Source organism: Streptomyces mesophilus (assembly GCF_011044995.1).
In the GTDB taxonomy this organism is placed as follows: domain Bacteria; phylum Actinomycetota; class Actinomycetes; order Streptomycetales; family Streptomycetaceae; genus Streptomyces; species Streptomyces mesophilus.
The window spans coordinates 1-26,004 of sequence record NZ_JAAKZW010000109.1; the positions used below are offsets into that span (position 1 = coordinate 1).

Consider the following 26,004-nt stretch of genomic DNA (forward strand, 5'->3'; position numbering starts at 1 on the left):
ACCCAGAACTTCCCCGCCCGCTACGCCACCCGCGACATGACCTTCGGCGGACAGCCCATACGCGCCGGCGACATGCTCATCCTCGGACTCGCCGCCGCCAACGCCGACCCGCAGATCCTGCCGCCCGACGGACAACCCGTCGTGGGCAACCGCTCCCACCTCGCCTTCAGCGCAGGCCCGCACACCTGCCCCGCCCAGGACCCGGCCCGGCTCATCACCCGTACCGCCATCGACACGATCCGCCACCGGCTGCCCGACCTCGAACTGGCCGTCCCCGAGAGCGAACTCGAGTGGGTCAAGTCCCCGTGGAGCCGGGGTCTGGCCAGCCTCCCCGTCCGTTTCAGTACCCCTCATCCACGTACGGCACCGCCCCGGCACACGCCCGCGGCGCACAGCGGTCCCTCCCGATGAGCGGCGTCCCGCGTACCCGTCCCACTTCCACCAACTGACCATCAGGAGCCCCTCGTTGGACACTTCTCCGGCGCAGACAGAGCGCACGCCTCAGCCCTCGACCGCTGCTGCGCACCGCATGGACCCGGCCGGCGGCTGCCCGCACGCGGCCAACGCCCGGCTGCTCGCCCAGGGCGCGGTCGCCTCCGTGGTGCTGCCCGGTGAGGTGGAGGGCATGGCCGTCCTCGGGCACGACGCGCTCAAGGAGTTCCTGGCCCACCCCGATGTCGCCAAGAGCGCCGCCCACTTCGCCGCCCTGCAGGCCGGACAGATACCCGAGGGCTGGCCGCTGAAGACGTTCGCCACGGTGCAGGGCATGACCACCGCGGACGGCGCCGATCACAAGCGGCTGCGCTCGCTGATGAGCCGTGCCTTCACCCCGCGCCGTATCGAAGCGCTCCGTCCGCGCATCGAGGAGCTGACCTCGGGTCTGCTCGACAACCTCGCCCGCGCGGCCGAGGCCGGCGACGGTGTGGCGGACCTGCGCACCCACTTCGCGCTGCCGCTGCCGATGGGCGTGATCTGCGAACTCCTCGGCGTGGACGAGGAACACCACGCCCGTCTGCACCACCTGTCCAACCAGATCGTCGCCACCGACATCGGCCCCGAGCAGTCCCTGGCCGCGAACCGGGAGATGGTCGAAGTCCTCGGCCAGGTCGCCGCCGCCCGCGCCGAGAACCCCGGCGACGACCTCACCTCCGCCCTGATCGCCGCCCGCGACGACGACGGTGGCCGGCTCAGCCCTCCCGAACTCATCGGCACCCTCATGCTGATGATCATCGCCGGGCACGAGACCACTCTGAACCTGATCACCAATGCCGTACGGGCCTTGTGCACGCACCGCGACCAGTTCGACCTGATCATCTCCGGCAAGGCGAGCTGGGCGGACGCGGTCGAGGAAACCCTGCGCTGGGACAGCCCGGTCAGCTTCTTCCCGTTCCGCTACCCGACCCGCGACCTCACCTTCGACGGCACGGTCATCCCGCAGGGCACCCCGGTGCTCGCCGGCTACTCCGCCGCGGGTCGCGACGCGGGAGCCTTCGGCCCCGACGCGGACCGCTTCCGCGTGGACCGCGACCGCACCAACCGGCACCTGTCCCTCGGCCACGGCGCGCACTACTGCCTCGGCGCCCCGCTCGCCCGTATGGAAGCGACCACCGCCCTCGAGCAGCTCTTCACGCGCTTCCCCGACCTGGACCTCGCCGTCCAGGAGACCGAACTGCCGCGCCACGCCTCCTTCGTCGGCAACAGCGTGCAGCGCCTTCCCGTCCGGCTGAGCTGAGCGGACCGGCCGGCGCATTACCGCCGGTGGATGAGCGGCAGGCCCTGTCTGCCGCTCATCCACCGGCCGTATCCGCGGACGCCGATGGACGGCGTCTTGTTTCCGCTAATGTGCGATCCGGGCCTCCATGGAGTCCCTTCCCTCGCTAATCGAGAGAGATATTTGCGGGAAAGGTATGCAGGGATGGTCACGGTCGAGGCTTTCTTGGACACGGCGCTGGAGATCACCGGGGTCACCGGTGTCGCAGTCGTCGACTTCCAGCAGCGCAGAGTCCTGGGCTCCGTGGATCGCGACAGCGGTCTGGACATGGACAAGGTCGCCTACGGCGACAGCGATGTCATGCGCGCCAAGCTGTACACGCTGGAACTCCTCGGCTACCGGCCGGACAGCGTCGAGGACATCCTGATCACCCTCGAACGCGAGTTGCACATCATCCGGCCCCTGCTGCGCCTTCGCGAAGGCGGCATCTTCGTCTACCTGGTCGTGGATCGTGAACAGGCTCTGCCGATCGAGGAACTCCGCAGCCGGATCCGCGCGTTGGAACCCCTCCTTGAGCTGTAGCGGCTCATGTCTCGCCGACGGAACTTACCCTCTAGTAAGGTGGCGGGATCTTCCAAGGAGGGGCATGTCACCGTCATCTCGATCCCCGCTCTACCTGGCCGGATTGCTCGCGGGGGCAGCGGTGGCACATGCGGCCGTGCCACGGCAGTTCGACGCGATCGTTCCGCGGGTACTGCCCGGTTCGGCCCGCACCTGGACCTACGCCAGCGGCGCTGTCGAACTCGCTCTCGCGGCCGGCCTGCTCGCACCGCGGACCCGCCGTAAGGCCGCGCTTGCCACGGCGGGTTTCTTCGTCGCGGTGATTCCCGCGCATGTACAGATGGCCTCCGACTGGAGGCACCGCCCCGCGGCGCTCAAGGCCGCCGCTTTCGTACGGCTGCCGGCGCAGGTTCCGCTGATTTGCTGGGCCCTCAATGTGGCGAAGAACTCGGAGGGACGCTCATGAAGACGCGGATCGAAGTCGGCGACAAGGTGGACGACTTCACGCTGCCCGACGAGACCGGTACGCCCCGCACGCTCAGCGAGCTGCTTTCGCAGGGACCGGTGGTGCTGTTCTTCTACCCCGCGGCCCTCACCTCCGGCTGCACCGCGGAGGCCTGCCACTTCCGTGACCTCGCCGCGGAGTTCACGGCCGTCGGCGCACAGCCCGTCGGCATCAGCGCCGACCCCGTCGCCCGCCAGCAGGAGTTCACCGAGCGCCACGGGCTCGGTATGCCGTTGCTGTCCGATCCCGACGGAACCGTACGGGAGAAGTTCGGCGTCGCCCGCGGCTTCTCCCTCCTCCCGACGAAACGCATCACCTTCGTGATCGGCACCGACCGCACCGTACTCGAGGTGATCCGCAGCGAGATCCGCATGGGCGTCCACGCGGACCGGGCCCTGGCCGCCCTTCGCACGCGAACGTAGGACCGAGCCCGCCTCACCCAAGTCACATTTCCTGGCCGGCTTTGTACAGGGCGCGGGTGATGCGCTTGTGCAGGCCGGCCTGCGGTTCGCCTGGTGCGGTCGGTGCCGCGTCGATGATGACCTCGGCCAGATCGCGCAGCTTGGTGTTGGTGTGCTGGGAGTGGCGGCGCAGCACCCGGAACGCGAGGTCGGCATCGATGCCGTACAGCGCCATCAGGATGCCGCGGGCCTGGTCGATGGTCGCCTGCGTGGCTCGCGCGCGCTCGATGTCGCGTTCGGCGGTTTCGTTGGCCTCCTGAGTGACCGGGTGGGTGATGTCGATGAAGAAGCCGCGCAGGGTCACGACGACACCCTCGTCGTCGAGGCGTCCGTCACCGACGACCACGACCTTGAGGTCGCGGTCGGCGGCGTCGAGGATGCGGTGGTAGCAGGCGAACGGCTCCCCGGTTTCGCGGGCCGCGGCGAGGATGCTGTCGATGCGTTCCGCGTCGTCCGGATGCTGGTGCTTGCGCAGGAGCCGGCTGCTCGGTGTGACCGCGTCCGGTTCATAACCGTGCAGCCGGTACATCTCGTCGGACCACCACCAGGTGTCCTCGGCGAGACGGTGGACGAACACGCCGGTCACTTCACCGGTGTTGTCCGAGGGATCCGGGGTCAGCTCCACTGCGATCAGCCTCCCTGCGTCCCCGTGGTGCGAACAATGTGCCGATGGGTGCGCGAGCACCTTCCGGCCTGTTCCCAAAGGGTAGACAGTCGATCACCATGCGGACATCCGTTCGGCGGTTTCGGTGCAGGCGTACACCGTGTGCCCTTCGGATCAGCTGGTCGTGGCCGCGGGCCGGGTGGGGGCGACGGCGACCGGTGTGCCGGTGGTGGATCCACGGGGGGCGCTGTGGAGGATGGCCCGTTCGGCGGCGGTGGCCTGTTCGGCCCACTCGGGCGCCAGGGCCGCGTAGGTGGTGACGTCGTGCCAGTGGCCCTGGGTGTGGAACAGCTGGCGCAGCGTGGCCTCGGGGTGGAGGCCGGCGGCGTACATGACGTCTTGCATACGGGTGTGGTCGGCGCGGTGTCCGGCCCAGATGCGGTGCAGGCCCAAGGGTCCGAATCCGTACGCCATCAGCAGGCGGCCCGCTTCGTGACCGTGGCCGCGGACGGGGGAGTCGGGCAGCAGCACCAGGCTGGTGAGCATGGCGTTGCGGCCGTACTCCTCGACGAGCAGGCCCATGGTGCCGACCATGGTGTCCTGGCCGGGCGGGCAGACGGCCAGGGTGTGTCTGCGGCGGGGGTGGGTGTAGGGCTGGGCGAGGTGCCGGGCGAAAGCGTCCTGGGCCTGGCGGGCGTCCATGCGGTCGATACCGAGGTAGCGGGTGAGCAGCCGGTGGGTGTGGATGCGTTCGAAGGGCGCCAGGTCGGTGGCGCGCAGTTCGCGCAACCACAGGTGTTCGCCGTGCAGTTCGGGCAGGTGGTTCACCGGGCGGCTCCTGCCGTCGTGAGCCCGAGACCTGCCGCGTCGTCCCCATCCCGGGGCGCGATGAGGGTTTCGAGGTCCACGTAGTAGCGGCCGGATGCGACTGGCGCGCCGAGCAGGATGCGGCGTGCGGTGTCGGTGACCAGGGCGCCGCCCAGCATGACGCCGCTGGCGAGCTGGGGCCAGCTGGACAGGGTGTCGCCGATGCGGGTGAGGGCGTCGGTCATGGCCGGGCTGAGGCGGCTCTCGTCGCAGATGCGCAGCAGGTAGGCGAGGGTGTCGGCGGCGTCGAGTTCCTGCACCTCGCGGGCGCTCAGGTCCGCGCCGCGTCCGTGGAACAGCGGCCGCTCCGGCTCGAGGTCGAAGCGTTCGACGTCGAGCAGGCCCCGGTCGTTGGCGTCCATGAGGACCGGGACGCGGCGCCTGCGGGCGTGTTCGCGGGCGGCCGTCTTCACCCAGGGCGTGTCGCATTCCTCGACGAGCAGGTCGAGCGGGTGCTCCTGGTCCCCGAAAAAGGACTCGATGGTGTCGTCGGTGAGCCCCTCATGCCAGAGCTCGATGTCGAGGTAGGGGTCGATCTCGTACATCTGCCGGGCGCACAACACGGTCTTGGGCAGGCCCAGATGGTGGACTCCGGCCCGCAGCCGGTTGAGGTTGCTCAGGGAGAGGGTGTCGAAGTCGGCGAGGCGGAACGATCCGCCGATGCCTTCCATCGCGCAGGTGAGTGCCGCACTGTTGCCCACCGAGAGACCGATCACGGCGATCCGCCGCTCGAGCAGACTCTGCTGCTGGGCGGCCGTGATCTTGTCGCGGTTACGGTCGGTGCGCACCCGGCGGAACTCATGGCGCGGGAGCAGGTGCACCAGCCGCCCGGACCACGGATACCAGGCCCAGGTGCCGTAGCGACTCGGTTCGACGCCGTCGGTCAGCTCCTGTACGGCGGCGTCGAGTTCGGGCCCCGCCAGGTGGTCGCCGGGGCGCAAGCAGCGCGCCAGCTCGACGAGTTGCTCGTCGATGCGGTCGTGCATCTCGCGTACGGCGCCGGAGGCGAGCAGGGCCTTGAGTGCGGAGCGGTCGTCGGCCTCGGCGGGCCGCCACAGGACGGGCCGGACAGTGGCCTGGTGCCTGGTGTGTTCGGGCGCGGGGCAGGGCCCGTTCCCCGGAACGTCGGTAAACGAATCGATCACGAGGCGGAAACTACCAGCGGCCGATCTTGGAAAGCCCTTACGCGCGGGAGGGCATACGGTCGAATTCATGCGCGGACTTTCACTACCTCGCGCCCCCTGGAAACCTGTCCAGCAAAGGGCCGTTGGGCCAGGGGAGTGGCGCGACCAAAGAGTGATGTGCTTATCGTCTCGGCCCTGATTTACGCGTTTCCGGCCATCGGGCCGGGCGATGCCCCCGCCGCACGCAGCGGAGGCATCTGCCCGTCTCTGCCCGTCTGCCTAGAGCGGTTCGTCCCCGCCTGCCGCCCAGGACAGCATGGCCGCGGGGTCGGCGTGAGCGGCCTGGCGACGGTAGGTGTCATAGGTGCCGGCGCCGACCAGCTGGCGTGCGGTGCTCTCGCCCGCCTCGCGCAAAGGCTGCACATCCGGTGCGCCGCGTTGGGGGTGGCCGACCGCGTCCCACAGCCGCTGCCCCGCGCCGGAGGCCAGTGCCGCGGAGCGGCCGTCGCCGTCCGCGGAGAACGACGCGGCCAGCATGTCCAATCCCAGGGCGATCCCGAAGGTGTCGCCTATCTGCTGCTTGGAGTTGAGCATCGAGCGGGCGTGTTCCAGGGCGACTTCGCTGTGCTGCTCCCGTAGCGCGATCACGCACAGCTGGTAGTCGGTGTAGGACCGGATCCAGTGTTCGCCCATGGCCACGCACTGGACGCGCAGGGCGCTGGCCGCATCTCGGCTCTGATCGAGGAGACCGAGGCCGGTGAGCGCGAACAGGCGCAGCATCCTGCACATCATCGCCGCCTGCTCGGACGGTGCGGCGGGACTGTCCCCCTCCTGTGCGTTCCGCAAGGCGTCGTCCAGGAGGTTCAGGGCCTGTTGGGCATGGCCCTGCAACAGATCACTCATGGCCTGCAAGTAGGCGGCGCGCAGCAGCCCGGACGCGTTCTGATCACTGTGGGCCAGCGCCAGACACTGGCGGGCCAGGTGTGTTCCGGTGGCGTGATTGCCTTGCAGCAGATGCGTCAACCCCAGGGCCCAGATGGCCCGTTGCCGCATCTGTGCCTGCTGCCCGCTGTCTCCGGCCTGCAGCGCTCGGGCGAGATAGTGCTGGGCGGTGTGCGCGTGGCCGCAGCAGGTCCAGTAGAAGCCGGTCAGCGTGGCCAGCTCGAGCGCCTCGTCGACGCGGTGGGCAAGGAGATGGTCGAGGGCCGCGCACAGATCGGGGTGGGCGTCCTTGATCGTGCGGTACCAGCCCGTCTGCTCGGCGCTCGTCCAAGTGGCGTCGGCCTGCCGCGCCAGCGTGAGGAAGTGGGCGGCGTGGGTCGTGGCCATCGAGTCCAGTTCCCCGAGCTGCTCCAGCCACAACCGCCCGTACTCGCGCACCGTGTCGAGCAGCAGATAGCGGTCGTCGCGCTGGGTGACCACCGACTTGTCCACCAGGCCCGCGAGCGCGACCTCGACGTCGCGCACGGACAGGGGGCCGCCGGCGCACAGCGCCGCAGCCATCGGCCCGTCGAAATGCCCGAGCACGATCGACAGCCGGGCCCACAGCAGCCGTTCCTTGGGGGTGCACAGTTCGTGACTCCACCCCAGCGCGGTGCGCAGCACATCGTGCCGGCGCGGCGAGGCGGGATGTACTTGATCTGTTTCCTCGCGGCTCAGATCGTTGCGGGGATGCTGCAGAAGCTCCTCGATACTGCTGTGGCGCAGCGCCCCGGCGGCCAGCTCCAGGGCCAGGGGCAGACCGTCGAGGTAGGTGCACAGGTCGGTCACCCGGTTCAGCTCACCAGGCTCGGGCAACACGCCCATCTGGGTCGCACGCTGCAGGAACAGTTCCGCGGCATCGGTCGCGACCGGCAGCGGCTCGACCGGCACCACGTACTCGCTGTCGAGGTGGAACACCTCCCGGCTGGTCGCCAGGATCGTCAGGTGCGGGCACTGATCGAGCAGGATCTCCACCAGCCGACGGCAGGCTGGCAGCACATGCTCACAAGAGTCCAGAACGATCAGCAGATCGCGGTCACCGATCCACTGGCAGATGACGTCCAGCGGCATCCGGGGCGTGTGATCGGACAACCCGCACGCATCCGCGACCAGCGCCGCGAGCATCCGCTCGTCGGGCAACTGCCACAGATCGGCCCAGCTGCTCTCCCCGCCGCCGGCGGTCTGCTCGACCTCCACCACCCGCCGGGCCAGACGGCTCTTGCCGACCCCGGCCACACCGGTCAGCGTGATCAGCCGATGCACCTTCAACGCGCTCTGTAAATCGGCCAGTTCCCGATCCCGCCCGATGAACACAGCCACCCTCCCCGCCTGTACGACCAGGTCCGCCTGCCGCCACGCACCGTCCGCGTACGACGACTCCATACAACGTCCGCGTACGACGAACCGCACATCCGCGCGGCGGAATGCATGCCGCGGCACGAGGCCGAACCCCTTCCACAACCTTGCAGGCATCCTGGCAGCCCTGCCCCCCTCACGGAATAGCGAAGTCGCAAACTCAGGGGGCGCGGACGGGCAAAGGGAGCTCGAAGGGCGGCCACGCCCAGGGACGCAGAGGCGGACGTACGAGAGGCGGCCGGTGACGCGCGAGCACGCGTCACCGACCACGTCGGCTATGGCAGAGGCCGGAACGGACGTACGTCAGGGCCGTCCTGCCTCCAGCACGAGTTAGTTACTCACAAGCCGCCGATGAGCGCGCCGCCGGGCCGAATTGCTGTGGCGCGACGGGCTGCGCGGAGTCGAGGACCCGAGCGAGGTCGGTTGCCGTCCTGCCGGCCATCTGCTCCTCCAGAACGCCGCTGGACGTGTCCGCGAGAGCACGGGCCTGAGTGGCCGACTGGTTCTTTCCTTCGCTCTCGCCCTGGCCGAGGACACCACCGTCGAAGGGCATGGTGGAACCGGTGCCCAGACCGCGCCAACCGGCGGGAACACTGTCGCCTTCGCTGCACCTGGCGGGTTCCCACTGAATGGCCATGACGTACGTGTGGCCGAGCTCGAGCCGGGAGTCGCCTTCCCCTGCCATCTTGATGCGGTTGGCGGTGCTGCCGTCCTTGAAGTGCCAGCCGTAGGCGGTCCAGGCGAAGGCGGAAGGTGCTGTGGTCGCGCCGGGACGCGACCACAGGACATCGCCCACGCGTAGTTCTACGTTGCGCAGCAGCAGCCCCTCGCCGCGCTGGAGTTCGGTCTGGGCGGGGGCGATCTCCTTCTCGGAGACGGGCGTGACCACGACGACGTGGTCGGCGTAGGTGACCCAGTCGGTGGCGGTCTCGCTCGGCCGGCGGTCACTGCCGTGCGCGATGGTGATCTCTTCAGGCTTCGCCTGAGCCGTGGCCTCGGTGTCGGTCTGCCGGTTCGCGAAGATCGCGGCTGTCAGCGCAACGGTGACGATGCTGACCAGGGCGATCATGCGCAGGATGTGTCTCATGCGGTGCGTCTCCCGTCAGTAAGCGCCGTTGATGTTCTCTTTGTTGTTCGCGCCGAGCCGGTCCCCATAGGACGTCTCTTTCTTCATGCAGCCCAGAGCGCTGTTCTGGTTGCCGAGCGCGGGAGAAGCGTTCTGGCCGTGCAACAGCCCGACCGCGTGGCCCGTCTCATGGCAGGTGAGCCCCGGTGTGTAGCTGCCGGCACCTTCGATACGGACGTACTGCTGGTCGCACTCGAAGGTGCCGGCGGCGTCGTTGCACCAGGTGATGCCTTCGTTGCTGCCCGGGACGCCTTGCTCCTGGTAAATGATGTCCGTCTCGCTGCTTCCCGAGAACGACGGCGAGAAGGTCACGCTGACCGAGAGATCGGTGGGCTGGTACTCGGCGGACATCATGTTGACGAGGGTGTCGAAGTCGCCTGCCTCGAGCTGGTTGTCGCCCGCGCTGTCCGCGTAGTAGGACACCTGCGCGTTGTCGGTGCGGCAGACGCGAGCGCCTACGCCGCCGTCTCCGGGCTCGTTGCAGGCGTACGAGTAGTTGTTGGTCGGGGTGAGGTTGTCAGTGGTGGCGGCCCAGGTGATGCCGGCGGCCGTCACGATGGCGGCGACGATGAACGTGATGAGGCTGCTGGACCGGTGGGTCCATCTCGGTAAGGTCGAAAGCACGGTTCCCCTCGTCTGAACAAGTGCGTACAGGACGGACAGGAACGTGCCGCGAGGCGGACCTGCTCCGACGGAATCGTCACGCCGGCTTGGCGGATGCATGGTGTCGCTGTGGCCCCCCGCGCAACACGAGCCCCAAGTACCGCACGTACGTTCGCAGTTGGTCAATGGGGTCGGTCGATCAACCGGATCTGTGGGGTGATTCTGCGCCCGCATTCGCGCAACCTCCGCCCGGAGGTGCGCGGCCGGCTCTGACAGGGTCCGCCGCTTGGCCATCGACGAAGCCCGATCGTCGGTTAGGTCCCGGACGAGTCTCCGGGCCGCCCCCAGACAGGTCGGGGATGCAGCCATTCCCTGCAGAGTTGGATCCCTCGGGAGCCGACCGCGCGCTTGAGACCATAGCCACCGGCACTGACAACGGGTCTACGAGTGGCCCCTGATTATCCGAGCCGCCCGCGCACGGGCTTTGGTCAGGGCCTGCCCGTCCACCGTGCCGCCATCCTCATCTGGGTCCGGCGTCAGGTCATCGCCTTAGCGATCCACGACCCATTGCGCATCCCTCGGCCAGGACCCTGTCGCGACAATGCGCTCCGTAAGCCCGTATGCCACATCGATGCGGACGGTGTCGCGGTCCGGGTACTCATCGTGCTGCCCGTTGGAGAGAACGAACCCCTCGCTCGATCCCTCAGCTTCTGGGTCCACGGCATGCTCGCCGGCATCGTCCGGGCCTTCGGCCAGCACCACCATCGCCCGCTCGCCATTCGTCACGAAGGCCAGCGAGCGACCGGCCGAACTCGTCAGCCACCGGTACCGCACCAACGCAATGGGAAAGCGTGCACGCGACGGCTCGCGTGTGCCGGCGATAGCCTGCGGACGTATTCCAGAGGGGGGGGCCTGTGAGCCTTGACGCAGACCGATCGGCGCGTATCGCAGCCATGAAGGAAGTGGCCCGGCCCGTCTGGGAGGCGGCCGGCGACTCGGATGCGCTCCAGCAGTTCCTCAAGGACAACGGTTGCCACGGTGTGGAGGCCGTGTTGGTGACCATGGGGCTCTTGAACTGCGATCTTGCCGAGGCTCAGCGCGCCTTCTTCAGCGCCCCGAGCCGAGATGCTGAACGCCGCTTCCACAACCATGCTCTGGATCTGCTCGAAGAGGCCGCAGGGGCCGAGGACGCCGCGGACAGCGATGCCTGACGGCATGGACTGCACGCGCGGCCCATTGGCCCTCGCCCCTACCGAAGACCCGGGTCGGACCTTGAGCCAGGAGGCCCACATCACCGCTTGGTCACTTGCCGGGCGGGTACCAGTGCTCCATGGTCACCAATGCCGCCGCCCCTTCCAACGGATACGTACAGCCCGAAGTCGACATCCCGGCCCTGACCGAGCTGCTCGACGGTGAGTACGCCGAGATCCGTGCTCTCGTCCGCACCAACCTCGTCACGTACGCCTCCGTTCTCGAGGAGGCCGAGAGTCTCGGGTTCGACGAGTTTCGTGAGTGGGTGCGCGAGCTGGTCGTCACCATGGCGGCGACCGGGCAGACGGGCATGGGCTTTCCCGAGGAGTACGGGGGCGGGGGCGACGTCGGTGCCTCGATCGCCGCGTTCGAGACGCTCGCGTTCGGCGATCTGTCCGTACTGGTGAAGGTCGGGGTGCAGTTCGGTCTCTTCGGGGGCGCGCTCCTGCAGCTGGGCACCGAGCGCCACCACAAGGCGTACCTGCCGGATGTGATCTCCGGGAAGCTCATGGGCTGCTTCGCGATGACGGAGACCGGGCACGGCTCCAACGTTCAGGCGCTGGGTACGGTGGCCACGTACGACGCCGAGAGCCAGGAGTTCGTCATCACCACCCCTGGTGACCAGGCGCGCAAGGACTACATCGGCAACGCGGCCCGGCATGCCCGACTGGCGGTCGTCTTCGCCCAGTTGGAGCTGGACGGCGGCCGGTCCGAGGGTGTGCACGCGTTCGTCGTCCCGATCCGGGTCGACGGCGAGGTGGCGCCGGGCGTCCGTATCGAGGACGACGGACGCAAGATGGGTCTCAACGGCGTGGACAACGGGCGGATCTGGTTCGACGGGGTGCGCGTGCCGCGCGAGGCACTGCTCAACCGTTTCGCCGACGTCAGCCCCGAGGGCACCTACACCAGCTCGATCGAAAGCCCCAACCGGCGCTTCTTCACCATGCTCGGCACCCTCGTCCAAGGCAGGGTCAGCGTCGGCGGCGGCGCGGTCAACGCGAGCAAGGTCGCGCTGGCGATCGCCACGAAGTACGCGGCGCGCAGGCGCCAGTTCGAGGCGGACGCGGAGGCCGGGGAACAACTGCTCCTCGACTACGGGATGCACCAGCGCCGACTGCTCCCACTCCTCGCGCACACGTACGCGCTGCACTTCGCACAGGACGTCGTACGCACCCAGCTGCACGAGGTCTTCTCCGGCATCAAGGACGACGAGCAGGCGCGCCGGGAGCTGGAATCGCGGGCCGCCGGCACCAAGGCGCTCGCCACCTGGCACGCCACGCGCACCATCCAGGAGTGCCGTGAGGCGTGCGGCGGCGCCGGCTATCTCGCCGTCAACCGGTTCGCCGCCCTCAAGGCCGACAGCGACATCTTCACCACCTTCGAGGGCGACAACCATGTGCTGCTGCAGCTCGTCGCGAAGGGCCTCCTGACGCACTACGCGAGCGAGTTCGAGGACATGGACCAGCTGGGCATGGTCCGGTTCGTCACGGGTCTCGCCGTCGAGACGGTCATCGAGAGGACCTCGGCACACAAACTCCTCGAGCGGGTGCGTGACCTGCTGCCCGGCGGCGACGACTGGGACCAGGAGGCGGGGCTGCTCGACACCCGCTACCAGCTGGCCATGCTCCGCTATCGCGAGGAGCACATGCTCGCCGGTGTCGCCCGGCGGCTCAAGCGCGGTGTCGAGGACCAGAAGGTGCACCCGGGCACGGTGTTCTCCCGGGTCCAGGATCACGTCATCGCCGTGGCCCGCGCCCACATGGAACGCCTGGTGCTCGAGGCGTTCGCGGACAAGCTGCGGGCGATGCCCGACAGCGACAACAAGGTGGCGCTGGGTCTGCTGTGCGACCTGTTCGCCCTGACCACGATCGAAGCGGACCGGGCCTGGTTCATGGAGCACGGACGGCTGACCGTCCAGCGCTCCAAGGCCATCAGCCGCGAGGTGAACGACCTCTGCCGCAAGATCCGACCGATCGCGGTCGACCTCGTCGACGCCTGGGACATCCCCTCGGAGATGCTCCGCTCGCCCGACCTGATCGGATAGCCGGAACACGCCTCGAGGGCGGCACCGTGGTGGTGCCGCCCTCGCGTGGGTGGTCCGCGGCCCTCAGCTCTGGGGACGGCTTCCGTGGTTGGCGCCGTTCTTGCGGCGGGCCCTCTTCTTGCGGCGTCGCTTCGAGGACATGGATACCTCCGTGTGCTGGGCTGTTCCCGGTCGGTCCCGGGCGTTCAGACGCCGTCTACCCGGGAGGATGCCGCGCAATACGTGGCCTATGTCACCCGATGGGGCGGATGTATGTCCATGTGAACGGATGGCCGGTCGTGATCCATGTCACCGGCCCAGCGACAGCAGCGGGGACAGGCCGGTCGGTTCGTCCGTGAGGCAGGGGCGAGCGCGGAAGCGGGTGATCCTGAGGACGCCGTCGACCGTGCCGATCACACCGCAGGCGGTGAACTGGGCGTCCGTGTGGTGGAGTTCGGGGCGAACCTTGGTGAGGAGCTCGGCCCGCTCGGCCGCGAAGTCGCGCGGGTCGCGGCGGATCGTGTGGCGCTGGTCGTCGGGCGGATGGATGACCTCGGTGACCAGAGCGCCGATCGGTTCGGTGTGCTCGCTGCACGTCGCGACGTCGCGACGTCGCCACGTAGCCGCGCGTGAGCGCGTCGAGGGCCTCCTGCGGGGTGCGCGCGGCGGGGATCACCCGGCTCACTCCGAGCAGCAGTACGGCACGCGGGCACGCCACGGCCAACCCGGCACCCGCGATCAGCAGCACAGCGCCCGCCCCAGGAAAGCCTTCCCGGGGCGGGCGCCGTGTGGCAGGCCTTAGGCGGGGGTGATGTTCTCCGCCTGCGGGCCCTTCTGGCCCTGGGTGATGTCGAAGTTCACCTTCTGGCCTTCCTGCAGCTCACGGAAGCCCTGGGCGTTGATGTTCGAGTAGTGGGCGAAGACGTCGGGGCCGCCGCCGTCCTGCTCGATGAAGCCGAAGCCCTTTTCCGCGTTGAACCACTTCACGGTTCCAGTAGCCATGTAGTCCTCCAAGAGACTCGTGATCGGCTCCCGCACGGTGCGGAAACCGGAGGTGATCGTCCTGGCCCTCCGAGACTCTGAACAGCAAAACGCCCGTGAACTCGCGCTCACGGGCGACCGGTACTTCGGAACCATGACAGCTGAGGGTGACGCTACACGCACAGACCCCCGAACTGGCACCCCCTTCGTCAACTTCCCGTCCAGGTCGGCTGGATCTGGGGCTGTCGAGAGGGGCGTCGGGCCCTTGTTTTCGGGGCACTTCGTGACGTACGGGACTTTGCTTCCTTCGTGCCTGACGTATTCAGCCGTTGAGGTGGGCGAGTAACCGGTTTGGAGTCATACCCCCGGGTCGGGTTCGACCGGCCCCGGCTGCAGGGCGCGCACCGCCTCGAGTTGGGCGGCGAAGGCAAGGCCCAGAAAGAGGGCGATCGAGGTGAGGTAGGCCCACAGCAGCAGGGACATGAAGGCGCTGAGCGGACCGTAGACTGCATCGAACGAGCCGCTCAGGGAGAGATAGCGGCTCAGTATCCAGGTGAGCGCGGTCCACAGGACGAGGTACACGGCGGCGCCGAACGCGAGCCAGGTGTAGCCGGGTTGGCGCCGGCGCGGGGCTCGCCGGAAGATCACGCTCGCCGCGATGAGCGCGAGGACGAGACCCAGCGGCCAGCGGACCACGCTCCATACGGTGCCGGTCAGGGCGTCGATGCCGTACACCGCCGAGGCCGCCCCACCCAGAGCCTCACCGGCCACCATGAGGACGAAGCCCAGGCCCAGCGGCAGGGCGGCGGTGACGGCCATGGCGAGGCCGCGCAGGTACTTGCGGTGGAAGGGCCGGTCGCGTTCGTTGCCGTAGATGCGGTTGGCGCCCCGTTCGATCTGGCACATGGCCGTCGTGATGTTGAGCAGGGAGAACACCAGGGCCAGCCACAGCGCGGCCTGTGTCCCCTCGTCGGCGGTCCGGCGGCTGCGCGCCAACGCCTGGTCGATCACTTCGCTGCTCGTCCCGAGCGGCATGCGGTGCAGGGTCTCCTGCGCGAACCGGCCGATGCTCTCGGTGTGCAGGACGGTCGAGAGCCCGACGAAGACGATGGCCATCGGAACCAGGGCCAGGACCGTCTGCAGGGCCAGCGCCCGCGCGTGGCTGAAACCGTCCGCGTACCGGAACCGTATGAACGCATCCCGCAGCAGATGCCAGCCGCCGTAATGCCGCAGCGCCTCGTACGCCTCGTCGCCGGAGAGCTCGGGCCCCCTCATGTCCCGTGTCTCGGGGACCGTCGTCGCCGTACCCATGCACCGCCCCCGGATCCGTCGGCCGAGCACGCCGTGCGCGGGCTCGTCCGGGTCTCTGTGCCCCGGCACACCTCGCTCAATCCGGCGCGGTTTTCCGGGCGCCACGAAGCACCGGATTGTCAATGTGGCATCTGTTCACGGGCGGGGGAGGCCCATACGCTGAGCGGCTTTCGCACTCGAGGGAGGACTGGTGAACGGTCTCCGTGCGTTATTGATGTGCTTGGTGATCGCATGTGCCTCGTCGGTGGTGCCTGCTGCCGGGGCCACTGCGCCGGCGGCGCTGCCGGTGGCGGCCGCGCCGCGCTGGGAGGCGTTGCCGGTACCGCCGGTGCCGTCCGGGTCGGCGAGCGTGTCCGATCTCGCCGCCCGCGGGCCGGGCGACGCGTGGGCCACCGGGGTCGAGCACGCCACCGACGGCTACCTGTGGCCGTTGCTCTACCGGTGGGACGGCACCACCTGGAGCCGGGACACCACGTTCCCGGGCGCCGATGAGTCGGGGCATCTGGGCAAGATCCAGTTCGTCGGCGAGGAGGTGTGGATCTTCCACAGCGGTGGCGGGGGAGGCGAGATCCTGCGCTGGTCGGCGGGCAGCTGGAGCACCGTCCCGCTGCCGCAGACCCTGTGGTACTACCAGGACTTCGCCGCGGTGCCGGGCGCCGCGTGGGTGGTCGGCGAGGACGAGACCGGCCTCAAGGTCCTGCACTACGACGGCTCCCGCTGGACCACCCAGACCCCGCCGGAGGGCGTGCTGTTCTTCAGCGGGATCGAGGCGCGTGCGGCCGACGACGCCTGGGCCATGGTGGACCGCACCGACCAGGGCAGCCAGATCCTGCGCTGGGACGGCACCACCTGGCGCGACGTGGCCGTGCCGGTGCCGTCGGGCGGCAACGTGCACACGATCCTGCTGGAACCGTCCGGCCGGGCCACACTCGGCGGCATGCGCTCCGTCGACGGCGCGTCCCGCACCTTCCTGATGACCTTCAACGGGCGCACGTGGCGGACCACTTACCCGCCGCTCGGCGAGACCTACACCTACGGCATGGCGCGCGGCCCGGACGGTGCGCTGTGGCTGCCGATGCGCAGCGAGCGCGCCTTCCAGTCGAAGTACGCGCGGGTGGACGGCGCCCGCACCACGTTCTCGTACGGGCCGGAGCGCACGAACGCGATCGACGTCCAGCCGCGTGTCCTGGCGAGGGCCGGGGCTTCGCTGCTCGCGTTCGGGATCGTCGAGATATACGGCTCGAGACCGACTCTGATGAGCGAACGGCTGGGAGGCTGACATGGCACGTCGATTACTCGTTACGGTTGTCGCCGCCGTCATGGCCGTCTTGGCCGTGATGACACCGGCCGCGGCCGATACGTCGTCCTGGGTGCACGTTCCGGTCCCGGCCGAGGTACGCCCCCAGGCCGCGCTGAACGAGGCCGTGGCGTTCGGCCCCGACCGGGCCTGGGCGGTGGGCGCCGATGCGGTGGGCCGCCAGGCGCCCGGCTTCCCGCTGATGCTGCGCTGGGACGGCGCCGCATGGCAGCGCCAGACGCTGCCCGGCATCGACTGGCAGGGCGAACTCCTCTCCGTCGCCGGCATCGCACCGAACGCCGTATGGGCCGTCGGCCGCGACTCCGCCGGCACCAGCCGGCTGCTCCGCTACGACGGCACCACCTGGCGCGAGAGCCGCGCGCCGCGTGGCGTGCGCCTGGACAAGATCGTCTCCGGTGGCGGCGAGACCTGGCTGCTCGGCGGCCGGGACGGCGGACAGGCGCTCCTGCGCTGGGACGGACGCGCATGGCGGGACCTGCCCGTGCCACCGGGAGCCGTGTACGGCCTGCACATCCTGGCGGCCGACGATGTCTGGGCCGCCGGCGCCGCCACCAACGGTGCGGCGGTGTCGCACTGGGACGGACAGGCCTGGCAGCAGACGATCGTGGACGGCGGCCCGCGCGCGGGCGTGGGCAGCATCCTCGCGGTGTCGCCGACCGAGGTATGGGCAGGCGGCACGGCAGGCTTCATCGGCGGGCCCATCGGCCGGCCGATCCCACCCCTGCTGATGCGCTTCGACGGCCAGACGTGGAGCCGAGTGGCGCTGCCCGCAGACTTCGGCTCGGTCAGCTCCTTCGCAGCCACCGACACCGGCCGGCTGGGCTGGGTCGCGATGTCCAACTCGATGAAGTGGGCCCCGCCGGGCAGCTCCCCGCCGCTGGAGCCAGGCCCGGACTTCCTCGCCTGGGACGGCCAGACGTTCACCGGCCACAGCGAACCGGCAGTACCGGGGGAGCGCGACTCCTCGGTGCTGCGGCTCGCCCCCGTACCGGGCACGAGCACGGTGTGGTCGGTCGGCCGCGCCGCCGGCCCGGAGAGCACCTTCGCTCCGCGCATCCTGCGCTTCGGCTGAGCGGACAGCCGGGGACGCGTCCGGAGTGGACGCGTCCCCGGCTATCCGGCCGACACGGCTCGACCGACTGTCTCCGGGGAGCCGCCGCCTCCGGGGAGCCGCCGCCTGCTCACTCACCGGGCAGCTCGCCGCTGTGTGGTGCTCCGCGGCCGGCGGCCTCAGTCGCCCGGCAGTGCGCGGAAAGGCGTGGGCGCGGCCAGGATCCCGCCGTCGACCCGCAGCGTCGTCCCGGTGATCCAGGAGGCGTCCTGGGAGGCGAGGAAAGCGACAGCAGCCGCGATGTCCTCCGGCTCCCCGACCCGCCCGAGCGGATACAACGCCCGTATGGCCTCGAGCTGTTGGTCGCGGCCGGCCCAGGCCGCGGTGCGCACCGTGCCCGGAGCGACCAGGTTGACGCGCACCCCGCGCGGGGCGGCGTGATCGGCGAGGGTGCGGGTCAGGGAGGCGAGCCCCGCCTTGGCCGCGCTGTAGCCGTGATTCCCGAAGGACGCCTCACCGTTGACCGAACCGATGTTCACGACGGCGCCACGACCGGAGGCCGCCAGATGCGGCATCGCCGCACGAGCGCACCGGAAGGCGCCGCTGAGCGTGACATCGAGATCGCGCTCCCAGACCTCATCGGACTCGTCCTCGAACAACGTCGCGTCCATCCCGCAGGAGGCGGCGTTGTTGACCAGGACATCGAGCGTGCCGAGGCGCTCCACGGCGTACGCCACCGCCGCCTCCACGGACGTACGGGATGCCACGTCACACCCCAACGCCCAAGCATCCGCGCCCTTTTCACGCAACGCACGGGCCGTCTCCTCAGCCGCGGACTCGTCCACATCCGTCAGCAGCACCCGCCCGCCCTCCTGGGTGATGCGCCGCGCCGTGGCCGCGCCGATCCCGCGGGCCGCCCCAGTAATCAGTACGCCGTGTCCCTCGAATCGCCTCATCGGGAACCTCCGTGGATACTCCGCCCTTTAGGGCGGAGAGGAAACGGCCTCCTGCGGAGCAGGGAAGGGAGCGGGGTTTCGCCCCCTGAGCGAAAGGCCGAGCTTTGACCCGCAGGTTTGTTCTTCACCTGTAGGCGCACTAGTTTGTGAGCGTGGCCGCGAACCATGTGAAGCGGGCGTTTAAGTACCGCTTCTCTCCGACCGATGCGCAGGCAGCCGAGTTGTCGCGCACGTTCGGCTGTGTTCGGAAGGTCTACAACCTGGCGCTCGCCGCCCGTACACAGGCGTGGACGCGGCAGGAGCGTGTGAACTACAACGCCACCTCGGCGATGCTGACGGCGTGGAAGAAGACCGAGGAGCTGGCGTTCCTCAATGACGTCTCCTCCGTGCCGCTCCAGCAGTGCCTGCGGCACTTGCAGACGGCGTTCACCAACTTCTTCGGCAAGAGGGCCAAGTACCCGCGCTTCAAGTCGCGGAAGAAGTCGCGGAAGTCTGCCGAGTACACAACCAGCGGGTTCCGCTTCCGTGACGGCAAACTGACTCTCGCGAAGATGCGCGAGCCGTTGGACATCTGCTGGTCCCGACCGCTTCCCGAAGGGATGTCGCCGTCCACGGTGACCGTCTCCCAGGACGCGGCAGGGCGCTGGTTCGTCTCGATGCTGTGCGACGACCCGATCGTGAAGCCGCTCCCCGCCACCGACACGGCGGTCGGGGTGGATGTCGGCCTGGACCATCTGCTGATCCTCTCCACCGGCGAGAAGATCGCCAACCCCCGGCATGAGCGCAAGGACCGTGCCCGGCTGGCTAAGGCTCAGCGGGTCCTGGCGAAGAAGGCCAAGGGAGACGGCGCCAACCGGGCCAAGGCCCGGCGGAAGGTCGCCAAGGTCTACGCCCGGATCGCGGACCGTCGTCGTGACCACCTGCACAAGCTGACCACTCGTCTCGTGCGTGAGAACCAAACGATCGTGATCGAGGACCTGACCGTGCGCAACATGGTCAAGAACCGGAGCCTGGCCCGCGCCATCAGCGACGCGGCATGGTCCCAGTTCCGGAGCATGTTGAAGTACAAGGCCCAGTGGTACGGGCGCGAGGTGATCGCCGTCGACCGATGGTTCCCCTCGTCGAAGCTGTGCTCCGTATGCGGCACCTTGCAGGACAAGATGCCGCTCAACGTCCGCACCTGGACGTGCGCCTGCGGAACGACCCACGACCGGGACGTGAACGCAGCGAAGAACCTTCTGGCCGCCGGACGGGCGGCGTCGGCCTGCGGAGCCGGTGTAAGACCTCAACGGAGTTCTCCGGGCGGGCAGTCGGCGATGAAACAGGAAGTCTCACGGCGCGAGCCGTAAGAATCTCCTCCCCTTAGGGAGGGCAGCGTCAACCGACCCAACGTAGCGATCACCTGTCCGGCGCCACCAGGGTCCGATGACCGGCATCCCCGCTGAGGGTCGCTTTACGGCTCGTACAGAGGCAGGAAGTGGACGACTGCTTGCTCGTACGGATGGGCCTCACGGACCGCCTGCTGAATGGCGCCGGCCTGATCCGCGTCACAGACCGACTCGATCCGGCATTCCTCGCTGTGCTGCATCGCGCCCACCTCACCGTCGTACGGCTGTGAGCCGGGCAGGGCCTGCCAGTTGCCGGTCACCTTCCAGACGCTGGAACAGCGCGCGTACTCACCGACCCGCCCCGCGCCCGCCTTATGGAGTACCTCGATCACCGCCTCCGCATGACTCTCGGGAACGGATATTTCGATCTTGAGGCGCGTCATGCCCGGACCCTAACAACCCGCCCGATCAGGAGATCCAGAGGACCATGGCCGCCGGCTTGGCGGGCGGTGTCGGTTTCGTCGGGGGATCGGCCATTGGTGTGGGTTGGAGGTGTGCATACCGGTGGTGGTGGCCGAGGCGCGGCGATGGCGTGCGGTGGTCGGGCGGACGGTGGCGATGATTCACCTCGATCTGTTCGATTTCCAGGGCCGGCCTGTGCGCCGCACAGTGCGCCGGAACCTGGCGACATCCGTGAGGTCAGGCACATGGGTAAGGGCTCCCGGCGCGTACGACGTCTGCTGGCGTATGGGCTGCTGTCGTTGGCGGCCGGTGTGGTGACGGCCGTCCCCGCACTCGCCACCGGTTTCGATCACGAGCACGAGGAACCCGTGGGGGACCCGCACGCTCAGCACGGGGCGGGCCCCACGGTGAAGGTGCGTCCGCATGGCAAGGCGGGCTCCGACGTGTTCACGGTGACGGTCCGTGCGATCGGCGCCGAGAAGCGGTCACCGGCCGCTCGCGCGGGGGAGCGCGTCACGTACGAAGTCGTCGTCCGCAACCGCACCGCGCAGGACTTCCCCGAAACCGAGATCGTGCAGATGCTGCCAGGCGGCGCGAAGGTGGTGTCGTCCGCGCCCGAAGGGTTCGTCGACCAGGAGTGGCTGGTCTGGCAGTTGGGGCTCGATGCGCAGCAGAGCGTGACACTGCACTCGACGGTCCTCGTCCCGCCGTCCGACGACGCCGACGCACCGCGCTCACGCAGCGCCGTGTGCGTACGGGTGGAGACGGCGGCCGGATTCAGCGGGTGCGGGGCCGATTCCCGTCCGGCGACGAATCACGCCGCCCCACCGCAGCCCGCGCCCGGCGCACCCGGTGCCCCGGCGGCCGGGGGCAACGGCGCGGACGGCGACAGCAAGCCGGTCGCGGTTGAGGCGGCCCCTCAAGCGACCGCGGCTTCGAGTGAACCCTCCGGGTACAGGGCGCTGTTGATCGGGGTGGCCGTATTTGTCGCCACCACGGGCCTGCTGACCGCCTGGGTCTTCGGTCTGCGCCGAGGGCGCACGGCGCACCGCTGATGCGAGCGAACTCGTCCGCGAGGCGAGCCGGTTGAGCCCGGGATCTGCGGCATGCCGGCCGGCGTCGGCAGGGTCACTCGCATGATCGTCGGTCGGCTCGCTACTCGCCGACGTCCCGGCTGATACGGATCGGGTTCCCGCCCGCGCGGGCGGGGACCAGAGGTATGCGGGCCACAGGTGCCAGCCCGGCCATCAGGAGCAACGCGCCGACCGGCAGAAGATCCAGGTTGACCGCGAACAGGACGAATCCCCCGAGAACCGCCACAGGACTCCAGACAGGCAGCAGACGCGGGGTCGCGACAACGAGCATGACCAGCAGGGTGAGCCAGCCCAGCTGGAACGCGAGCGGGCCGACCATTTCCAGGGGTTCGGGCAAGGATGCTGCTGAGGCCAAATCTGCGAACAGGTCACCGAGAATCACCCAGAGGAAGCAGGCGACGCCGAACATCCCGGCTGCTGCGGCCGCGTTCGCAAGCAGCTGTCTGCGCGCGGTGGCGATGGGGACGAGTTGCCGCAGCCTGACCGTCAGCACGCCGAAGAGTACGAAGCTGAGGAAGAACAGTGTGTGGCCGAGGTTCCAGGCGAGGCCGGGTCCGTGGTCCCCGTCCAACCCGTCGACGAGCCGCAGCAGCCCGTACAGGACGAGCAGGAGCGGAGCGATGAGGGTGAGCCTTGGCGTGCTCATGTGCTTGGAGGTCATGCTGGAAGACTCACAGGGTGCGGGCTTTGAACCTATCGGGGGTGCCCCCAACGCACCCCGGAATATGTCCCGTAGGGGCTGCCGCACTACCTACCGGCAGATGACCGGCCGCACCCGGAACCGCTTGCCAAGGGCTTCGCCGGGGGCGCTATCGCATGTCCGTCACGTCCCCTGCGCGCCGGCACAGACGAAGACGTCGTGTGGCTGATGCGGGCGCCCGTCGGGGAGTAGCGTGTCAGTAGGCCAGCTGTCGTCCGAGTGGTATTCCACCAAGTCCCGTAGTGTGCTTCCGGTTCCGGTCGCTGACCCATCCTCGACCGGAGGCCACCATGCCGAGCCCGCCGTCTGCCCCCTCGGTACCGCCCTCGCGGAACGGGCCGCCCGGTCTGACGCGTGAGGCCCGGGTCACGGCGGCGCTGATCAACCTGGCCGACACCCTGGTCGACGACTTCGACCCCGCCGAGTTCTTCTACCGCGTCGCCGAGCACTGTATGGATCTGCTGGACATCGGTGACGCCGGCGTGATGCTTGCCCTGCCCGGCGGCCCGCTGCGCCTGGTCGCCGCCTCCTCCGAACGGGTCCGTCTGGTCGAGCTCTTCGAACTCGACGCCAGCGAAGGCCCGTGCTGCACCGCCTTCCGGGACGCCACTCCCGTCGACCACGCCATCAACGGCCTGAGTTCACAGCGCTGGCCGCGCTTCACCACGCGCGCCCACCATGCGGGTTACACCTCCGTGCACGCCACCCCGATCCGGCTGCGCAGGGAAACCCTCGGCGTACTGAACCTCTTCCGCCGCGTCCCCGGCCCGCTGCTGGAAGGCGACCGGCACCTGGCCCGGGCCCTGGCGGATGCCACGGCCATCTCCCTGCTTCAGCAGTCCACCCTCGACCAGCACCGCACCGTGCGCACCCAACTCGAAACAGCCCTGGTCACCCGCACCATCATCGAACAGGCCAAAGGCTTCCTGACCGCGCGTCACGAAACCGACCCCGACACCGCCTTCCACCGACTGCGCGCCCACGCACGCCACCACCGCCTGCGCCTGGCCGACCTCGCGCGCGACATCGTCGACGGCACCACCACTCTGCCCCCGCCGGACACCGACAGGACCTCCGCCCCTTGAAGCCCGGTGTCGGCAGGGGCGGGACATGTCAGGGGCGGGAGCGGTCCGCTTGGTCGAGGTGTGTTCGGGCGTCGGCGGACCAGTGGGGGGCGTTCCACCGGTCGGCGATTTCGGCGGCCCGGGCGAAGTGGGCGGCGGCCGTGTCGTCGTGGCCGAGCAGGAGGGCGAGTTCGCCGAGCGTGTGGGCGACCGGACGCAGGCCGAGCGACAGGCTTTCCGTGCCGGCCGGGGGGCCTTCGCGGTGGGGGAGCAGGTCCGCGTAGACCTCCTCGGCGGCGTCGCGGTCCTGGAGCGCGACGATCGCCATCGCGCGCAGGCTCGTCAGGAAGGTGAAGAAGAAGTCGTGGCGTATCGGCCCCGGAGCCGTGCGGGTCCGGCGTGCTTCGTCGCCGCGGCCGGCGGCGTGGAGGGCGAGCGTGAGCAGGTCGGCGACCATCGGGCCGAGCGCTTCGTGGAGGGTGCGTACCTCATCCAGGTGGTCGCCGAGCGTGCCGTCGTTCAGCCAGATCGTGGCCCGCGCGAGGTCGATGAAGCCGGTGTGCACGGATCCCGCGCGTTGCATGCGTGCGACGGCCTCGACGTAGCGGTGCTCGGCGTCGGCGAACCGGCCCTCGATCAGCGCCTGGGCCGCGAGCGCGATCTCGGCGGCGCTGATCGCCTCCGGCATCCGGTAGGCGCGGGCGAGGTCGAGGGTCTCGCCGATCAAGCGGCGCAAGGTTGCCGGGTTGTTGGCTGCGGCGGCGTTCGCGGCGAGGCCGAACAGGCCAGTCACGCGGTAGACGGGCAGGTCGTGCTCGGCACCGATCTCCGCCAGCTCCCGGGCGTACTCCTCGCTGCGGGTGTCGTCGGAGAGGACAAGGAGCGCCGCGGCCCGCAGGCGGGGATCGGTGGCGAGGCCGAGGGCTTCGCGCGCGGCGTCCACGACCGTCGGATCGTCCTCGCCCACCAGCTCGTTGGCGTACGCGACGAGGAGGCGGCAGCGCGCCTCGGGGGCGAGACCGGTCCGCTTGAGCAGGCGGCGGAGGCGGTCGACGACGGGTCGGTCGACCGTGCCGTAGGTGCGGGCCTGCCAGGGGGTGGGCTCCGTCCAGGCGGTGAACGCGGCGATCATCAGGTCGTCGCGCCCGGTCGACTCGGCGTATTCGACGGCCTGTTCACGCGTGCGCCTGGCAGCGGCGACGGCCCCGGCCCTGATCTGGGCGCGCAGCAGCCGGCCGAACAGGTCGACGCGCTCGTCCGGTTCACAGGAGCCCGCGGCCGCGACCGCGTCGGCGAGCAGCGCGGCGGCCACGTCGTGGGCGTACCGGGCCTCGGCGAGCTCTGCGGCCCGTACGCAATAGCCGACGGCCTTCGCTGACCCCGCGCGCGCATAGTGGTGGGCCAGCGCCGCGATGTCCCCCGTGCCCTCCAGGGCGGCCGCGATCCGGGCGTGCATCCGGGCGGCCCGCAGCCGGCTGACGTCGGCGACCAGCGTGTCCCTGACCAGCGCGTGCACGAACCGGACCAGGCCGGGCCCGGGCTCGTCGAGCAAGCCGGCGATCACGCCCGCGTCCAACGCGTCGAGCACGCCGTCCTCGTCGGTGTCGGCAGCCTGCACGAGCACATCCACCGAGCTCTCCCGGCCGGCCACCGCCGCGAGCCGCAGGACGGCCACACCACTTTCGGGGAGCCTCGCAAGGCGGCGCCGCAGCACATCCCGTACGCCTTCGGGGACCTCGGAGAGCGCGACCAAGGCGCCCTCGCCGGTCAGCAGCCGCGCGCTCTCGCGTACATAGAAGGGGTTGCCGCCGGTCCGCTCGGCGATCCCGGCCACGGTCGCGTCGTCGGCTGCGCATTCGGCGCGTACGAGTTCCGCTACGGCGTCGCCGTTCAGGCCGGGCAGCTCGAGCCGGAGCGGCGCGGTGCGGGCCAGGGCGCCGAGCGTTTCGGTGAGGCGTTCGCTCTCGTCCGCGCGGTATGCCGCGACGACCAGGATCGGGGCCTGAACGCCGACACTGCCGCCGAGCAGTTCCAGCGTGGCCGCGTCCGCCCAGTGCAGGTCGTCGAGGACGACGGCGACCGGCCGCCCTGCGGCGGCCGCCGCGAGCCAGTTCCACACGGCCTGCCGCAGCCTGAACCGCCCGGCCGTCGCGTCGCCGTGCACCGGCGCGGAGTCGGCGAGCAGCGGCGCCAGAGCGTCCGCGAACTCCCCTGGAGGAACGCTCGCGGCCACCTTCCGCAGCGCCTCGACCCACGCCCACGCGGGCGGAGCGCTGTCCACCTCGGGACAGCGCCCGGTGGCCACGAGCCACCCGTCCCGTCCGAGCCGTGCGCCGAGTTGGTCCAGGAGCGACGACTTGCCGAGCCCCGCCTCGCCGGTGACCAGCGCGACGCGCATCCCCTCGGTGGCGGCGTCCCGGGCGGCCGCGCACAGGGCTGCTAGGCCGTGTCTGACAAACGATCTTGGGTGGGTTCGCGCAGCCAGAGGATCAGTGCGGCGAGATGGACTCCGGCCTTGTAGCGGGTGGCGAGTTTGTCGAAACGGGTGGCGATCGCGCGGAACTGC

At 69.7% G+C, this 26,004-nt stretch carries 26 protein-coding genes and 2 pseudogenes; 13 read left to right on the plus strand and 15 right to left on the minus strand.

Going from position 1 to position 26,004, the window contains the following annotated elements; genetic code table 11:
* The 5 genes and pseudogenes from G6045_RS23475 to G6045_RS23495 all read left to right on the plus strand — a co-directional run.
* Window positions 1–411 (plus strand): annotated as a pseudogene (locus tag G6045_RS23475) (cytochrome P450); the annotation flags it as partial.
* Between the two features lie 118 nt (window positions 412–529).
* Complete coding sequence (locus G6045_RS23480; RefSeq protein ID WP_165334062.1) at window positions 530–1,732, plus strand: cytochrome P450 family protein; 1,203 nt, start codon at window positions 530–532, stop codon at window positions 1,730–1,732.
* 183 nt (window positions 1,733–1,915) lie between these two features.
* Window positions 1,916–2,293, plus strand: coding sequence for a hypothetical protein (locus G6045_RS23485; protein ID WP_165334041.1), 378 nt, complete (start codon window positions 1,916–1,918; stop codon window positions 2,291–2,293).
* Between the two features lie 64 nt (window positions 2,294–2,357).
* Window positions 2,358–2,738, plus strand: coding sequence for a DoxX family protein (locus G6045_RS23490; RefSeq protein ID WP_165334042.1), 381 nt, complete (start codon window positions 2,358–2,360; stop codon window positions 2,736–2,738).
* Entirely contained in the window at window positions 2,735–3,199 is a 465-nt protein-coding gene (locus G6045_RS23495; protein ID WP_165334043.1) for a peroxiredoxin, read from the plus strand. Before G6045_RS23490 ends, G6045_RS23495 begins: the two co-directional genes overlap by 4 nt.
* Window positions 3,200–3,221: 22 nt before the next feature.
* Here the strand turns inward: G6045_RS23495 and G6045_RS23500 are convergent, their stop codons facing one another.
* The 7 genes from G6045_RS23500 to G6045_RS41575 all read right to left on the minus strand — a co-directional run bounded on the left by G6045_RS23500 (window position 3,222) and on the right by G6045_RS41575 (window position 10,685).
* On the minus strand, window positions 3,222–3,863 hold the full coding sequence (locus tag G6045_RS23500; RefSeq protein WP_165334044.1) for a PAS and ANTAR domain-containing protein: 642 nt from the start codon (window positions 3,861–3,863) through the stop codon (window positions 3,222–3,224).
* Between the two features lie 153 nt (window positions 3,864–4,016).
* A complete protein-coding gene (locus G6045_RS23505; RefSeq protein WP_165334045.1) occupies window positions 4,017–4,670 on the minus strand; it encodes a GNAT family N-acetyltransferase in 654 nt (217 codons plus the stop codon).
* Window positions 4,667–5,854 carry a ThiF family adenylyltransferase gene (locus G6045_RS23510; protein ID WP_328707874.1) on the minus strand — a complete coding sequence of 396 codons (1,188 nt, stop codon included), beginning with the start codon at window positions 5,852–5,854 and terminating at the stop codon, window positions 4,667–4,669. The genes G6045_RS23505 and G6045_RS23510 overlap by 4 nt, the downstream gene beginning before the upstream one ends.
* 258 nt (window positions 5,855–6,112) lie before the next feature.
* On the minus strand, window positions 6,113–8,197 hold the full coding sequence (locus G6045_RS23515) for an ATP-binding protein (protein WP_165334046.1): 2,085 nt from the start codon (window positions 8,195–8,197) through the stop codon (window positions 6,113–6,115).
* 307 nt (window positions 8,198–8,504) lie between these two features.
* The gene (locus G6045_RS23520) at window positions 8,505–9,257 is read right to left on the minus strand and encodes a hypothetical protein (protein ID WP_165334047.1); all 753 of its coding nucleotides are present in this window, start codon (window positions 9,255–9,257) and stop codon (window positions 8,505–8,507) included.
* Window positions 9,258–9,272: 15 nt separating this feature from the next.
* Window positions 9,273–9,920 (minus strand): hypothetical protein, encoded by a 648-nt coding sequence (locus G6045_RS23525; RefSeq protein ID WP_206344090.1) that lies wholly within the window; start codon window positions 9,918–9,920, stop codon window positions 9,273–9,275.
* Between the two features lie 528 nt (window positions 9,921–10,448).
* Window positions 10,449–10,685 carry a hypothetical protein gene (locus G6045_RS41575; protein ID WP_235968214.1) on the minus strand — a complete coding sequence of 79 codons (237 nt, stop codon included), beginning with the start codon at window positions 10,683–10,685 and terminating at the stop codon, window positions 10,449–10,451.
* Between the two features lie 128 nt (window positions 10,686–10,813).
* On the opposite strand from G6045_RS41575, the gene G6045_RS23535 reads away from it, so the two are divergent.
* Window positions 10,814–11,110, plus strand: coding sequence for a hypothetical protein (locus tag G6045_RS23535; protein ID WP_165334048.1), 297 nt, complete (start codon window positions 10,814–10,816; stop codon window positions 11,108–11,110).
* Window positions 11,111–11,229: 119 nt separating this feature from the next.
* Entirely contained in the window at window positions 11,230–13,194 is a 1,965-nt protein-coding gene (locus tag G6045_RS23540; protein ID WP_165334049.1) for an acyl-CoA dehydrogenase family protein, read from the plus strand.
* 63 nt (window positions 13,195–13,257) lie between these two features.
* Here G6045_RS23540 and G6045_RS42425 read toward each other — a convergent pair whose 3' ends face one another.
* Window positions 13,258–13,335: a 50S ribosomal protein bL37 gene (locus tag G6045_RS42425; protein WP_374104540.1), complete on the minus strand. Its 78-nt coding sequence runs from the start codon at window positions 13,333–13,335 to the stop codon at window positions 13,258–13,260.
* 144 nt (window positions 13,336–13,479) lie between these two features.
* On the opposite strand from G6045_RS42425, the gene G6045_RS23545 reads away from it, so the two are divergent.
* Window positions 13,480–13,806: a hypothetical protein gene (locus G6045_RS23545; protein ID WP_165334050.1), complete on the plus strand. Its 327-nt coding sequence runs from the start codon at window positions 13,480–13,482 to the stop codon at window positions 13,804–13,806.
* A gap of 165 nt (window positions 13,807–13,971) precedes the next feature.
* Here the strand turns inward: G6045_RS23545 and G6045_RS23550 are convergent, their stop codons facing one another.
* Both G6045_RS23550 and G6045_RS23555 read right to left on the minus strand, forming a co-directional pair.
* Window positions 13,972–14,175 carry a cold-shock protein gene (locus G6045_RS23550; RefSeq protein WP_165334051.1) on the minus strand — a complete coding sequence of 68 codons (204 nt, stop codon included), beginning with the start codon at window positions 14,173–14,175 and terminating at the stop codon, window positions 13,972–13,974.
* A gap of 336 nt (window positions 14,176–14,511) precedes the next feature.
* A complete protein-coding gene (locus G6045_RS23555) occupies window positions 14,512–15,465 on the minus strand; it encodes a YihY/virulence factor BrkB family protein (RefSeq protein WP_165334052.1) in 954 nt (317 codons plus the stop codon).
* Between the two features lie 190 nt (window positions 15,466–15,655).
* On the opposite strand from G6045_RS23555, the gene G6045_RS23560 reads away from it, so the two are divergent.
* Window positions 15,656–16,744, plus strand: a complete 1,089-nt coding sequence (locus tag G6045_RS23560; RefSeq protein WP_165334053.1) for a beta propeller repeat protein — start codon at window positions 15,656–15,658, stop codon at window positions 16,742–16,744.
* Between the two features lies 1 nt (window position 16,745).
* The gene (locus G6045_RS23565; protein WP_165334054.1) at window positions 16,746–17,855 is read left to right on the plus strand and encodes a hypothetical protein; all 1,110 of its coding nucleotides are present in this window, start codon (window positions 16,746–16,748) and stop codon (window positions 17,853–17,855) included.
* A 158-nt stretch (window positions 17,856–18,013) separates the two neighbouring features.
* On the opposite strand, the gene G6045_RS23570 is transcribed toward G6045_RS23565, so the two are convergent.
* Complete coding sequence (locus tag G6045_RS23570; RefSeq protein ID WP_165334055.1) at window positions 18,014–18,790, minus strand: SDR family NAD(P)-dependent oxidoreductase; 777 nt, start codon at window positions 18,788–18,790, stop codon at window positions 18,014–18,016.
* A gap of 152 nt (window positions 18,791–18,942) precedes the next feature.
* Between G6045_RS23570 and G6045_RS23575 the strand changes: the two genes are divergently transcribed.
* Entirely contained in the window at window positions 18,943–20,139 is a 1,197-nt protein-coding gene (locus G6045_RS23575) for an RNA-guided endonuclease InsQ/TnpB family protein (RefSeq protein WP_165334056.1), read from the plus strand.
* 104 nt (window positions 20,140–20,243) lie between these two features.
* Here the strand turns inward: G6045_RS23575 and G6045_RS23580 are convergent, their stop codons facing one another.
* A complete protein-coding gene (locus tag G6045_RS23580) occupies window positions 20,244–20,561 on the minus strand; it encodes a hypothetical protein (protein ID WP_165334057.1) in 318 nt (105 codons plus the stop codon).
* 264 nt (window positions 20,562–20,825) lie between these two features.
* Here G6045_RS23580 and G6045_RS23585 point away from each other — a divergent pair, with 264 nt between their 5' ends.
* The gene (locus tag G6045_RS23585) at window positions 20,826–21,635 is read left to right on the plus strand and encodes a DUF11 domain-containing protein (protein WP_165334058.1); all 810 of its coding nucleotides are present in this window, start codon (window positions 20,826–20,828) and stop codon (window positions 21,633–21,635) included.
* 100 nt (window positions 21,636–21,735) lie between these two features.
* Here the strand turns inward: G6045_RS23585 and G6045_RS23590 are convergent, their stop codons facing one another.
* Window positions 21,736–22,335: a hypothetical protein gene (locus G6045_RS23590; protein WP_165334059.1), complete on the minus strand. Its 600-nt coding sequence runs from the start codon at window positions 22,333–22,335 to the stop codon at window positions 21,736–21,738.
* Between the two features lie 329 nt (window positions 22,336–22,664).
* On the opposite strand from G6045_RS23590, the gene G6045_RS23595 reads away from it, so the two are divergent.
* The gene (locus G6045_RS23595; protein WP_165334060.1) at window positions 22,665–23,459 is read left to right on the plus strand and encodes a GAF and ANTAR domain-containing protein; all 795 of its coding nucleotides are present in this window, start codon (window positions 22,665–22,667) and stop codon (window positions 23,457–23,459) included.
* A 28-nt stretch (window positions 23,460–23,487) separates the two neighbouring features.
* Here the strand turns inward: G6045_RS23595 and G6045_RS23600 are convergent, their stop codons facing one another.
* Entirely contained in the window at window positions 23,488–25,923 is a 2,436-nt protein-coding gene (locus G6045_RS23600; protein WP_328707875.1) for an ATP-binding protein, read from the minus strand.
* Window positions 25,878–26,004: pseudogene (locus G6045_RS40925) on the minus strand (IS5/IS1182 family transposase); the annotation flags it as partial. The gene G6045_RS23600 and the pseudogene G6045_RS40925, both read right to left, overlap by 46 nt.